Origin of the sequence: Bradyrhizobium sp. F1.13.3, from assembly GCF_040548265.1 — a bacterium.
Classification (GTDB): domain Bacteria; phylum Pseudomonadota; class Alphaproteobacteria; order Rhizobiales; family Xanthobacteraceae; genus Bradyrhizobium.
Genome location: NZ_JBEPRI010000012.1, coordinates 15865 through 28078 on the forward strand (window position 1 = coordinate 15865; position 12214 = coordinate 28078).

16 protein-coding genes and 1 tRNA gene are annotated in these 12214 nt (G+C 59.3%); 10 read left to right on the plus strand and 7 right to left on the minus strand.

Annotated elements, in window-relative coordinates:
* The first annotated feature begins 407 nt into the window (after positions 1-407).
* From ABIB66_RS28200 to ABIB66_RS28210, 3 genes are all read left to right on the plus strand, one after another.
* On the plus strand, positions 408-809 hold the full coding sequence (locus ABIB66_RS28200) for a hypothetical protein (protein ID WP_354256283.1): 402 nt from the start codon (positions 408-410) through the stop codon (positions 807-809).
* Between the two features lie 85 nt (positions 810-894).
* A complete protein-coding gene (locus tag ABIB66_RS28205; protein ID WP_354256286.1) occupies positions 895-1185 on the plus strand; it encodes a helix-turn-helix transcriptional regulator in 291 nt (96 codons plus the stop codon).
* Between the two features lie 61 nt (positions 1186-1246).
* Entirely contained in the window at positions 1247-1645 is a 399-nt protein-coding gene (locus tag ABIB66_RS28210) for a hypothetical protein (RefSeq protein WP_354256289.1), read from the plus strand.
* Between the two features lie 228 nt (positions 1646-1873).
* Here ABIB66_RS28210 and ABIB66_RS28215 read toward each other — a convergent pair whose 3' ends face one another.
* The 3 genes from ABIB66_RS28215 to ABIB66_RS28225 form a co-directional block, all read right to left on the minus strand.
* A complete protein-coding gene (locus ABIB66_RS28215) occupies positions 1874-2974 on the minus strand; it encodes a hypothetical protein (RefSeq protein WP_354256292.1) in 1101 nt (366 codons plus the stop codon).
* A 141-nt stretch (positions 2975-3115) separates the two neighbouring features.
* Positions 3116-3781: an SOS response-associated peptidase gene (locus tag ABIB66_RS28220; protein ID WP_354256452.1), complete on the minus strand. Its 666-nt coding sequence runs from the start codon at positions 3779-3781 to the stop codon at positions 3116-3118.
* A 10-nt stretch (positions 3782-3791) separates the two neighbouring features.
* Positions 3792-5510, minus strand: a complete 1719-nt coding sequence (locus tag ABIB66_RS28225) for a P-loop NTPase fold protein (protein WP_354256295.1) — start codon at positions 5508-5510, stop codon at positions 3792-3794.
* A gap of 421 nt (positions 5511-5931) precedes the next feature.
* Here ABIB66_RS28225 and ABIB66_RS28230 point away from each other — a divergent pair, with 421 nt between their 5' ends.
* Both ABIB66_RS28230 and ABIB66_RS28235 read left to right on the plus strand, forming a co-directional pair.
* A complete protein-coding gene (locus tag ABIB66_RS28230; protein WP_354256298.1) occupies positions 5932-6102 on the plus strand; it encodes a hypothetical protein in 171 nt (56 codons plus the stop codon).
* Positions 6099-6653, plus strand: coding sequence for a hypothetical protein (locus ABIB66_RS28235; protein ID WP_354256301.1), 555 nt, complete (start codon positions 6099-6101; stop codon positions 6651-6653). The genes ABIB66_RS28230 and ABIB66_RS28235 overlap by 4 nt, the downstream gene beginning before the upstream one ends.
* A gap of 363 nt (positions 6654-7016) precedes the next feature.
* Here the strand turns inward: ABIB66_RS28235 and ABIB66_RS28240 are convergent, their stop codons facing one another.
* Positions 7017-7244, minus strand: a complete 228-nt coding sequence (locus tag ABIB66_RS28240) for a hypothetical protein (RefSeq protein ID WP_354256304.1) — start codon at positions 7242-7244, stop codon at positions 7017-7019.
* A gap of 38 nt (positions 7245-7282) precedes the next feature.
* Between ABIB66_RS28240 and ABIB66_RS28245 the strand changes: the two genes are divergently transcribed.
* Both ABIB66_RS28245 and ABIB66_RS28250 read left to right on the plus strand, forming a co-directional pair.
* Positions 7283-7735, plus strand: a complete 453-nt coding sequence (locus ABIB66_RS28245; protein ID WP_354256307.1) for a response regulator transcription factor — start codon at positions 7283-7285, stop codon at positions 7733-7735.
* 86 nt (positions 7736-7821) lie between these two features.
* The gene (locus tag ABIB66_RS28250; protein ID WP_354256310.1) at positions 7822-8205 is read left to right on the plus strand and encodes a response regulator transcription factor; all 384 of its coding nucleotides are present in this window, start codon (positions 7822-7824) and stop codon (positions 8203-8205) included.
* A 740-nt stretch (positions 8206-8945) separates the two neighbouring features.
* On the opposite strand, the gene ABIB66_RS28255 is transcribed toward ABIB66_RS28250, so the two are convergent.
* The gene (locus tag ABIB66_RS28255) at positions 8946-9905 is read right to left on the minus strand and encodes an N-carbamoyl-D-amino-acid hydrolase (RefSeq protein ID WP_354209056.1); all 960 of its coding nucleotides are present in this window, start codon (positions 9903-9905) and stop codon (positions 8946-8948) included.
* Between the two features lie 130 nt (positions 9906-10035).
* Entirely contained in the window at positions 10036-10497 is a 462-nt protein-coding gene (locus ABIB66_RS28260; RefSeq protein ID WP_354209058.1) for a hypothetical protein, read from the minus strand.
* Positions 10498-10676: 179 nt separating this feature from the next.
* Between ABIB66_RS28260 and ABIB66_RS28265 the strand changes: the two genes are divergently transcribed.
* From ABIB66_RS28265 to ABIB66_RS28275, 3 genes are all read left to right on the plus strand, one after another.
* The gene (locus tag ABIB66_RS28265; RefSeq protein WP_275171669.1) at positions 10677-10937 is read left to right on the plus strand and encodes a hypothetical protein; all 261 of its coding nucleotides are present in this window, start codon (positions 10677-10679) and stop codon (positions 10935-10937) included.
* Between the two features lie 156 nt (positions 10938-11093).
* Entirely contained in the window at positions 11094-11318 is a 225-nt protein-coding gene (locus tag ABIB66_RS28270; RefSeq protein ID WP_275171667.1) for a hypothetical protein, read from the plus strand.
* A 223-nt stretch (positions 11319-11541) separates the two neighbouring features.
* The gene (locus ABIB66_RS28275) at positions 11542-11868 is read left to right on the plus strand and encodes a hypothetical protein (RefSeq protein ID WP_354057129.1); all 327 of its coding nucleotides are present in this window, start codon (positions 11542-11544) and stop codon (positions 11866-11868) included.
* A 202-nt stretch (positions 11869-12070) separates the two neighbouring features.
* Here the strand turns inward: ABIB66_RS28275 and ABIB66_RS28280 are convergent.
* Positions 12071-12147: transfer RNA gene (locus tag ABIB66_RS28280), tRNA-Pro, on the minus strand.
* Positions 12148-12214 lie beyond the last annotated feature (67 nt).

The following is a 12214-nucleotide window of genomic DNA, read 5'->3' on the forward strand; positions in this document are numbered from 1 at the left end:
GCCGAGGCAAGCGCCTGCCCTCTGAAGTTCGTCGCCTCGGCAGCTTGGGTTCACGCAGCAGCTCGCGAACCTTCCGATCCCAAATGCGACGCCGCACCAGTAGCCGCCGGCCGTATCGCTCTGTTGGGATGATCCCCGTTTGTGCTGCCGCATAGGCTTGAGTGCGGGTGAGACCGGCCCTCAGCCCAGCCTTTTCGATCGAATAGAAGTATCGCCGGCGCAGCGTACGACTTACCACTCGGGCATCGAGGCGCCGGCGAGCGCATCTCGGGATTTTCGCTTTCATCTGAACCTACTCGTTGGCTAGGGGATGAAACTTCCCCTATGTTACCCCTCGCGAGGGTTATAGACAACCCATAGATTCGGTGCGATGCTTTTTCGTCCTGAGTTATTCGCCGGAGGAACCATTGGCGCCACGCAAAAGCAGGAAAAAAGTAAGCGCGGCGCGCGAATACAAATTGCGACTGCCCCCTGCGCTTTCCGAGCGAATTGCTAATGACGCCAGTGCGCAGGGCAAACCGCAATCGAGGATCATCATCGAAGATCTTGAAGCCATCCCTTATTTGCGATCGGTTGGGATCTTCGACACGTTGATCAAAGACATGGACTATACGCTGTCCAGGTACAGCGCTCGAGTGATCTTGTCCGACATCACAGATGATTTCCTGCAAACGGTTAGGGAAGCGGTCGAGGCATATAAGAAAGAAAATACTGCAGAGCTACGGAAGCGAGTGGACAAGATCAGTTTTCTCATTCGCGATCTGGAGCAACTCAAATCCGGGAAGCCACACAAACGACCGGGAGGATGATCTTACGTCTACATTGCCCCGCTCTGGAGGGGCGACGTGATGCGGGCCCCCGAAAGAAGAAGCCGCAAGTGAAATGGAGGCAGCGATGGCCGAGGCCAAAGACCCAAAACCCGAAGCTGGTAGCGAAATGCTCCGACACTTCGGCCCTCGCCGCATGCTAAACGAGCAGCAAGTGTTGCACATCGTGCCGGTTGGGCGGACCACGTTATACCGCATGGAAAAGGCAGGAACTTTTCCGCGCTCAACTTACATCTCGCCCAACAGGAAGATTTGGTACGAGGACGAGATCATCGCCTGGCAAAACGCCGTCGACCGGTTCGATCCGAACCGACGACGCGGCCAAGGCCGCCGCCGATCCTCAGCCACCCGGTCCTAGACAACGCAAGGATCGAGACGCGGTTTCTGGACACAAATGAAAGAGGTCGCCAGTGCCCCGAGTGAATGAGATCGTCGCCGCGCTCGCTGACATCAGCAAAATCGACAGCTACGAAACCCTTGCGGCCGAAATGGCCGACTGGTTCTCGGGTTTGGCCGCGCTCATGGCTACGTATAGCGATAAACGGCCTTCGCAGACGATGCACAAGATGGCAGCAACGATCCACACGGTTCCTTACGACTTGCTGGCGGAGTTCGGACATAGTTACAATCCCACTTTGCTCGCCTTCGTCATCTTGCTTCACTGCTCGCCCGACATGCCCGATTATGGCGACGCCCGCGCTCTGGTTCAGGCACTGCTCGATGATCTCCGTCAGATGGACCTTGATCGCCCTGAAGCGCAGAATGCTATCGAACGCACCGACGCAATTTTCGATCGCCTCAGCCGACTGCCGAAATAGAGCAAGAGGTGCGAAAGTGCGATCCAGAAGCGCGGGCGGGTGTGCGAGCGCTGGAGATCATTTCCGGTTTTCTATGCCGATGTCGGCCAGCAACCGTCATGGCGGCATCTGCTGATCCGCGATGACAGCCGGCGGTGCGTTTGAGCCGGGGAATTGCCGCTGGTTGGTCGCGCGGTGGTATCGGCGGCGGCGTGCGACCGCGCGAATACATAAAGGCCATGGCCCGTCTCAATTCATCCCATAAAACTCTCGCGCGAGAGCTTGAATTGCAGGCGGGGCTGACGCCGCGAGGTCGATCAGGTATTGCAGAAATTCATCGCGCGCCTGCAACGAAAAAATCTTTGCTTTCAACCGCAGCTCGGCGCGCAGTCGGCCGTGTGCCAACAATTCTGCGCACTCCTTGTCCACAAACATCGCATCGACGTAAGGACCATAGGTAGCTATCGCTGTAAAATCACTGAGGATACCGGCCTCAATGGGACGTCGTTGACCAGAGGAAATCTTCCAGCCAAGTGCGGCCATAAGGTAAGCAAAAATCTTGTGCGTCGGGAGCTGCTGATTTGCTGGCCACTGACGAAATTTCAGGACCGCAGCGTGCAGTTGGTCTTCTGGTGTCCCGGCCTCTTCAAAACGACGCCGCAAGGCACGATATTGCTCTAGAGGCGCGCTTTGAGAGGCGTTTATGAAGCCAATACCGTCGCCATTTTCGACTGCGGTCTTCGTGAGTTTCGCGAAATGCAAACAAGCCTGCTCGTGGGCACTGCCGTAGCTTCTCAATTCGTGATCGAGAATATCATCGAAGGTAGGCTTGTTCGTCGCCCACTTGGCAGCGAGCTTTTGAAGCTCCGTTCCTGATGACGCTCGACCTGTGCGAATGCCGTCGGCAAACATCGAATAGTCCATGCTCGCCGTAATGTGCATGTTAGGAAGCCATTTATTCCTGTCACCCTCCAGAATGTCATCAACGTCCGTGGACAATGTTGGCGGGTCTGAACCACCTATGTAGGCCTCCGCGTATGCAAGTTCATGTTGTGCTGCGATCTTGTGAGCGTACTCGAACGATGTGTCGCCACTCATCATTTCATGAGCGAGACCGAGTTCGCTCGCGAACGGCGAGACGATTGTTTCATTGGAATGAATGTCCGACGCTGGGAAGACCACTTGTTGAAGCAAATAGGCTCTATTCGCAAGACGCTCAAATTCTTCCCAGAATGTCTGATTGCCTGCGTTCGGTCGGCGCGTTTTCGATTTGACCTTATAAAACTCACTGATAGCAAATTGATCAAGGTAGATCACTTTTTTATCGAGCGCAGGCAGCACGTCGTCCAACGAAAATCGACAAGCCTTACAACGTCGCCGGACGTTATTGCCACCGACAGTCAGAATACCAAAGCTGTCGGTCGCGCGGCAGCGCGGACAAGTTTGAAATGGTCCCTGCTCAAACACCGCTCATCCCACTAAAGAAGAGGTTCATGTCGCCGCCGCGCCGTCTTCTTTGTCGGCCCCGCGCATCACGATCTGGAGCGCCTCATCCGGCAACGGTCGTTGCAAGGCCTTCGCTTCATCCCACGGCGCACGCATCCACACGTGGCGCTCTTCGTCATTGGTCAGGATCACCGGCATGGCCTTCGGATGGATCGGCTCGACCACCGCGTTCGGCGATGTCGTGAGGAAGCCGTACACCTGATGCGGTCCCGGCACCGGCTTCGAGTTCGTGCCGCGATCACCGTTGAACGTGGTCCAGATGCCAGCGAAGGCGGTGACCGGCCTGTCGTCATTGAGCGCGAACCAGACCACATCTTTTTTCTTAGTCTCAGGGTTCGGCTCCGGCGCGTATTCAGCGAAGCTGTTGAACGGCACCAGACATCGGTTCTCCGGCTTTAGCCAGCCGCGCCAGTGCGGCGACGAGGTGTTGCGGATGTTGGTGACCGGCGGCCCGCCTGTGCGGAGTGGCGGCGGCATGCCCCATCGCATCATGGCCAGTTCGCGCCCGGTGTCGGTGTTACGCACGACCGGAGCCGGATAGTCTGGAAACACGCCCGGCATCGGTGCGAGGTTTCCGACATAGCTATTGACGACGCGAAACAGTGCCGCGATGGCCACTTGGTTGGTGGTGATGCTGTAAAGGTTACACATTGGTGAAATTTCATTGCTTGCTGTCGTCCGGGTCGCCACCCGGTGTACCAAGTGATATCTCGTACTTCCTCACGCGAATTTCGTTGAGCTTTGACTTCCTTGCAATTCTCCTGAGGGCTTCTTCGGCATTCGAGATCACCTTTTTCATATCCTCGGTCGCGTTTCCGATCTTACGATACTCGAATGCAGCATAGATGTAGTTGTGCAGATCTAACCCGGCACTATTTTCAAACAACTGTTGGTAGCGCTCGATTGGCACGGCCGCGAGTTGCGCCAGCTTGTCGCCATTCATGCTCTGGGCGGTGGACAACAGGTCCTTGTCGAACTGGAAGACCGGTCCCGTCGCCTTCCGTCTTTCCTCGACAACACTCTGTATGCGCGGATCGCTTACCCGCCGGTGGAAGGGATCATCAGATGTCCAAAATTCATCCCCGCCGTGCGTCGTCGCAAAATCGAGCAGTGCTTCAACGTCATCATTCCGCCCCAGCTCCGCCAGGACAGAGATTGCGGCGTCAAGGTTGGGACGAGACACCACCTCAAAATTATTGCGAATGCCCGCAATGATGCTTTCGCAGACTTCATCCTCGTTATTGCCAAAGCCGTCGTGAAAGGGGCGCCAGGCTTCTTCGAAGGCGACCATCCGGCCCCGCTGTTTCTGGTTCGCTTCGACAGCAGCTGCTTTGCTGACAATTTCCTCTATGTCAAAAATGCTACTTTCAACAAAGGTCATTAGAGCCTGATCGAGTTCGTCCAAAGCGCCCCAATCGTATTGAGCTAAAATCACATCCCAGCGTTGGTGGTCACCACGGTCGTCGCCGTTATCGTCGGTGCCGTGTTCGTTTGAAAGATAGCGATCAAATTCATTGCGTTGCAGATAAGCAATCGATGGGGGATTTGCTCCAACGTCCAGTTTTCGCCAACCAAACATGACCATCGAGTGAACTACTTGCCGGGTGACATCGGGTCCAAATTTGCTCAGGACGGGGTCCTTCAGCATGTTTATCAGCCGCTCAATTTTTTTGACGACGCGGATATTTGAAATGTCCAATTTCTGACAGTGTTCACGGATCAGCTTAGACAAGTCGTCATCTTGATCGATGGCGATGGCAACGGCTTCAGCTGCGGTAGGCGCAAAGACCAAGTGGACATCGATCACTTTCTCAAAAAAATCAGCAAATTCTTTCTCGCCCGGTTCATCCAGTTGCGTCCGGTTTAGTAGTAGCACCACTTTGCAGGAGCGTTGCTCACGCAAGTACGAAATCAACCCAAGCACGTCTTTGACGGCCAATGCTCCGCGTCTTTCCAGGTCATCGACGCAGACGATTTGGTTGCGGATTGCCGAGAACAAAAGCGGTTGCGCCTTGGACAACGCCCCACCCAGGTAGGGAATTGGGAGCGCAGCGGCAGCGCCCATCAGTTGTTTTCCGCCTTTCACGATGCTGTTCCCGCCCGAGAGAATGCGCTCAAGCCCGGTACTGCCCTCTGGAAGGAGAAATTCCATGTTCTCGAACACGGCTGTTTTCAATCCCTCCAACGAGCTAATGCCGAACAGCGAAACGTATGAGTAGCGTGACAGGCCCGTTGCTCGCTTCGCCCGGACGCGGTCCAACACGGTCTGCCAAGTATAGGTCTTCCCGACACCCCATGCTCCTGTGATGCACAGAACTTCCGGTTCGCGTGATCGTAGAAAACGTTCGATTTCATTTTTAACCGCCTCCGCTGAGGTCATCAGTGACGCGCTCCCGGCCACCACGTTGCTCGATCTCTCGCTGAAATCTTGGTCGCTCGCACCGCCACCAAATGCTTCGGATCTACGGATAGCCCCGAACCCGCGAGCAGTCCTTGCATCCACGTTGGCGACGGCTGCGTCCCCGCTGCCCGGGGATGTCCATAGATCGTCTCTCGCGATTTCGTGCCCATGGCGACAGGATCGCCGGGCCGCGCAGGACAGGCAAGCCGCTACGGGTTGCGGTGGGTACCGCGCCGGGCACAACGGGGCGGTCAATGGGCATTATGGACAGCGGCGACGACCAGCCGAAAACAATGTTGGACAATGATTTTCCCGTGAAAATCAGTGTTTTACTGCGCCCGGTTTCGGTGGCTGAACCTGAAGACTCGGGGTTCGCCCGAGCTTCAGACCGGAGCAAGCCATGCGAAACCCGAAGCCGTTCACAGTCCTTCAGCCGATCCCCGGCCAAAGCCCGAAGCCGCTGTTCACCGTCTACGCCTATTCGCTCGATCAGGCTCGCGCCCTCGTCGCGGCCAAGATCGCGGGCGAGACCATCGTCGTCGCCGTCACGCAAGACGGAGCGACCCGATGATCCCCGACACCAAGCACGGCGTTCCAGCGATGGCCTGCGTCTCAGCGATGCAGAAGGCGATCAGGCGCGGCCTTGAAAAGGAAGCCATGGAGTTCGCCGTCGAGCTGATCCACACCTCGAAAGCGTTTCACTCGATGGTCTGCAACCGCCTCGAAGTCATCCGCCACGAAGACCTCGACACGCTGGCGGCACCATGGGCAGTGCCGTTCGTCGCGACGGCGGTCGCGCAGTCGAGACAACGGTATGTGTCCAAGATCGGCGAAGCCCGGCTGATGATCGGCAGCGCCATCCGCATGATGGCTCGCGCGCCTAAGTCCCGCGCGGCCTGCCACTTCGGCGCGGCTATCGGTCTGCGGTCGATGCTCGAAGGCTTCGCGCCTGAGATACCGGATTGGGCCAACGATCAGCACACGCTCAAGGGCAAGGCCATGGGCCGGGGCCTCGATCATTTCCGCAGCGAGGGCGCGCTGCTGGTCCCGCCGCCGACAGAGCCGGACCCCTATCAGGACGAAGCTTATCGGCTGTGGGCGCTCAAACAGCGGAGCAATTGACGGGGCCGGTCTCGACCAAACCCAACCCCATCGTTGTTTAGAAGTCACCTAATGTCGTTCCCGTATCTGGAACCGACGACATGATGTAACGTCTCCAGATCGCCGCCCGCTCCTTGGCCTTTATCGGTGACTGAGAGTTCTGCACGCTCCCGCCCCCAATAATCGCGGTGAGCTATGTGTGAGAAGTGTGGCGAGATCGACCGGCGCATTGCGCGCTACAAGTTCATAGCATCACGTATCAATGACCGAATTGCCCTCGATGGCATAGCTGAATTGATTGAAGCTGCGCTTGCCAAGAAGGCGGCGATCCATCGGCCAGAGCAGCAGTAAGGTCGCTTCGAAACGCCAGCGGGCCGCCCGACCTCAGGAGCCCGCTTTGACTTCAGCAACGGTCTTTTCTTCGTCGTCATTGCCCAGTTCGTCCAAGGCATCAACGATCCTGCGGGATCTTCGAACTGCACGTTCGCTGTCCGCAAGAACCCGATAGCTCCGTTCCATTGCTTCTAAATGATAGCGGGTAAACGGGTCGGTAGCGGTATCAAGAAGCTTCCGGTATCGCTCAGCCAGCGCAAGGCATTCTTCCGGGGACATCAACGACCTGCGTCCTGCTCGACGTTCAAATTCCGGACTTGGACGGCCTCGCGCTGCAAAAGAAACTAAGCGAACTCGGCTCGATGTTGCCGATTATATTTCTAACGGGCTATCCCGACATCCCAGCCACGGTGCGCGCGATCAAAGGGGGTGCGGATGACTTCTTCACCAAGCCGGTATCGTCTAACGACCTGCTCCCGGCCATTGAACGCGCTCTTGCGCGTCACCACGCCTCTCGCGAACAGCAAACCAAGCTGGATGTCATTCACGACCGCATCAAGACGCTCACGCCGCGCGAGCGACAGGTCTTCGACCTTCTCGTTCGCGGCAACACGAGCAAGCGGATGGGTCAGACGCTGGGAACGACCGAGCGCACGATCAAAGCTCACCGCCACGGTGTGATGGAGAAAATGCAAGTCGGGTCGTTAGCTGAGCTGGTGTCTCTTGCCGAGAGGATCGGCGCTCTTTCCCCGACCCCGGAAGCACGCTGAACTTGGGCGGATTATCATAGGTAAACGCCACGGCTAGGCGGACCTGATAGCGATCATGCACCGCGAAGCGATCAAGAGGTCGCGGAGTGCAAAGCAAGCAAGTCATAGTCGTTGACGACGATCCCGGAATGCTGAGGGCTATCCAGCGGCTCCTCCGTCAGCATGACTATGAGCCGATCCTCTTCTCGTCTGCCGAAGAGCTGGAGCAGCACGCGGCCATCAACAAGGCGCTCTGCATCATCTTGGACATCGACCTTAACAACCGGAGATCAGGGATCGACCTCCGGCATCAACTCAAAGCCGATGGCATTGCAGTCCCGGTCATTTTCGTCACGGGAAATGCGAGCCCTTCGGTTCGCGAGGCTGCACTGCAATCTGGATGCGTTGCATTTCTAACCAAGCCGTTCTCAGCCCATGAGCTGATCGAGCCGCTCAGACAGGCAGTCGGGCCGCCCCAGCGCGGGCCGTAGGGACGGCCCTACACCGCGCCGCCAGCGCCGGGCCACAGGACAGCGGGCAATGCCGGCCATCGCATCCAGCAGGCCCGCCGACCATCCGCCGGGGCCATCGGACGCGGGCCAATCGGATCGAGCCACACAGGGCAAAGCCGCCAACTCTCTCACAAACGGGACGATGTGAGACTAGGGCCTAATAGGGCCTAGCAGTTTCGGCCGGGCCTTCCGTTCTTTCGGCAGAACGAAGATATGCTTTTCAATTCAGGCACTTACAACGTTCTCAACAGCCCAAAGAAACGGCTGGACGACAGGACCACACGGTTTTGCCGTACGCGCATTCGCCATTTCGCCGCAGGGTTCGACGGCATCGTGCACGTAGCCATCGAAATACCGACGAGACGAACTTCACAGCGCCGCTCGTCCGCACGTGGCCACGGGCTCACAGGGACTACCCGCCCTGCCCGCACCTCTCGTGCCGACGCTGCCGCGTCCATCGCAACCCGGCTCGCAATCAAGACGACAACGAGATCGCCCCTCAAGGATGAGCCGGGATGGCCGACACATACGACAAAACCGAATTTCGGTAAAGTGGAATATTTTCGTGCGGCTGGATTGACACCCCTGCAGGTGTTTTGCCCGTCGGGCAATGAGGCGCTCGCATCAAGTCACAAGCTCGACCGTCGTCCCGGCCTAGTGCGCAATTGCGCACGAGGCCGGGACGACAGCGGTGGGTGTGGCCGACAGAGAAAGAAACATCACTCCTTCGTTCGCACCGGCGTTCCGTTGGCCATGAGGGTCACGCCCTTCCGTTCGACGATGATCCCGTAGGCCTGCGGCTGACGGTGAACGTCGAAATTGAACGTGGTGCGCTTGTAGGAATTGCAGAGATCGAGATCGCAGCGAGCGAGCGCGATCTCGTCGCCCTTGGTCGTGCATCGCGCGATGATCTCGCCGGAGGGGCCGATGACGCAGCTGCCGCCGATGTGGTCGACGCCCTCCTCAACCCCCGCTTTGGCGACGCCGACCACGAAGGTGCCGTTCTGGTAGGCGCCGGCCTGCATCACCAGATGATTGTGAAACAGCGAGAGATCGTCGTGCTCGGGCGCGGGCGGATTGTGCACTGGCGTGTTGTAGCCGATCATCACCATCTCGACGCCCTGCAGGCCCATCACTCGGTAGGTCTCGCTCCAGCGGCGGTCATTGCAGATCGCCATCCCCATCACGCCGCCAAAGGCCTCGGTCACGCCAAACCCATCGCCGGGCTCGAAATAGCGCTTTTCCAGATGCTGGAATTGGCGCCAGGGCTCGTGCTCCGCATGGCCGGGCAGATGAACCTTGCGATATCTGGCGACGATGGCGCCGCTCTTCTCGACCAGGATGGAGGTGTTGTAGCGCCTGACAATTCCGGCCTCGACCGTCAGCTCGGCATAGCCAAGGGAAAATCCGATGCCGATCGCGCGCGCGAGCTCGAACAGGCCTCTCGTCTCCGGCCCCGGCATCTCGCGCTCGAAAAAGCTGTCGATCTCCGCCTGATCCTCGAAATACCAGCGCGGAAAGAACGTGGTCAGCGCCAGCTCGGGATAGACGATCAAGTCGCAGCCGTTGGCGTGCGCCTGGCGCATCAAGGTCATCAGGCGCGCCACGACCGCGGTTCTGGTCTCGGTCCGCGCGACAGGGCCAAGCTGGCCGGCTGCCACAGTCACAAATCTTGCCACGAATTCTTCCTCGGCCGCTTCCCGTCAAGTCGCGGCAGAGACTATCGCGCGATGCGTCGCGCGCACAGCCTCGCTGTCCGGCACGGTGCCCAACCGAGAGGCAGCCCGACCGTCACGCCGAACGCGCCGCTCACCATCCTGCGGCGGCGGGCTCGTTGAAGAACTGATCGCGCGCCGCCATGCGCGACGGCGGGCGGCGACGATGCCGCTCCGCGACGCGCTTGTTCGGGGCGGCCGCCTTGGCCTGCCTGGGCTCTGCGGCCTTGGCGTCCGAAGCCTTGGACTCCGAAGTCTTGAGCTCCGTGGCGGGCTGCGCCGCCATCGCAAATGCCTGGCGTGTACCTTCCGGCGCGGCCGGCGCCGCCGCGTCCGATGTCGATGACGCCACAGTTTTGGTCAACGGAATCTGTCGTACGTTGGTGTCGAAGACGATCTTCTCCGGCCATGTCTGCGCGGAATGAATCCGGGCGATCGAGAGGTCCGGCCCAGATTCGGCGGCCGCGCTCACGGGGCCGGCCAGGTAGTAATCAGCAAGGTACAGGAGGGCGAGCAGAGCGCCGCCGGTGAAGACGAAATAGCGGATGAGCGGCATGGGTCCCTCGATCGCCTCGTTATCGAGGCCCCTGCAGCAACGGGAAAGAGTGGCAAACGTTCCGGCGCGAGGGCGAGCAATCGCGGAGAAACTCGCTCAGTCGTCACTGGCATTCCGCTTGCTGCAAGGGAGGCAAATCCCTCAGACCCGCAGTGGGTCTGTCTCATCGTGAGGCGATCATGCATCCGACGTCCCGTTTCGAAGCGACCATGCCGACCCAGCTCCACGCATTGATCTCCGATCTGCGCTGGCGCATGCGAATGATCGACGCCGACATTCTGGAGGAAGAGCGGAAGGCTGGAAACTCCGATCCCCAGAACGTCGCCTACCCCATGCTCGCGCAGAACCTGCGGGCCCGGCGCGACAATATCCGGGTGAGCATCGCCATTCTCGAAAGCCGGCTTGAAAAGCAATCGACCGAGTGGCCGCGCGCGGCCTGATGCCGTGACGGGCCGACCTCCAGACGCACGCCGACGCGAAGGAACTCGCGTTGCCGATCTGCAACGGTTCCCGTTCGTCTAAACCCCGACAAAAGAAATTCCCATTGCGGCCACGAACCCCTCTCACAACGCCGTGAGACGAGCAGGGGAACTACGATGCGTGCGCAACGAGTCTGGGTGGTGAATGGGGCCGCCAGCGTCGAACAATTGCAAACCAGATTGGACGATCTAAACAAGCGGCTCGGTCAACTCGAGACCCAGCACCCTGATAGCTGGAAAGTCGAAGAGCTCAGATCGAGCGCGCTCAGCCTGTCGCGCGAAATCGACGAGATCCGCTGCGCCGAAGCGACGGCGGCGCTGAGCGAGCTGCTGCGGAAGTAGCCAGCGTTCGCGCGATTCGCCCGCCGCGCAAGGAACCAACGCCGCCTCCCCGCCATTGCCATGCCGAGCATGGAGCAAAATCATGACCAGGCACCTGACGCGGGCCGATCTCGCCCGCGGCGTGGCCGGCGCGGTATCCACGCTGGTCCTGTGCGCGGCGATGGCCTTCACCATCGCGCGCCACTTCGCATTGTAAAGCATTTGGCGCTGTGAGGTATTTGCGATGACGTCCGACCCCGAGGAATCGGTCAGGCTGCAAGGCTACGGCGAGATGACCTTGCGTACCGCCGTCACGACGATGATGTTGCTGGCACCGCGCGAGCGCGCGGACGCCGCCATCTTCCGCGTCCGCGACGGCGTGCGGCTTGCCTCAGGCGAAATTGCCGAACTCGCCTCCGAATGGGGCATCAAGCCAGCGCCCGAGATCAGGTCTCCGAAACTCGTCCCGGAGCAAGATTGGACGCAAATCGTTCGCGGCATGGTCCGCGAGGCGCCGCTGCCGGCGCTGATGATTGCGTTCATGGTCGGTGTGCTGGTGGCCAGGCGGTAGTCCTCTGACCTAGCTTGCAACGCCGAGTTATCGATATCGGCAAACGCCGAGCCATGCCTTCGCAACACGCCGCCCTGTCCGGCCAAATCGGCCGTGGACCCGCCCTGAAAATCGTTGCAAGAAGGCGCTCCCGGGCGCCGGCGGCCGGTCCGCCAAGCCTTTGGGGAACGAGCCTCTAGGAAAACGTCGACTTTTGGAAGAATGGTCGGAGTGGCAGGATTCGAACCTGCGACCCCTGCGTCCCGAACGCAGTGCTCTACCGGGCTGAGCCACACTCCGACAAGAGGCCGGCTTATAGCGTCGGGTTTGGCGCACCGCAAGCGGCCGAGCTGAGGAATCTTATCCC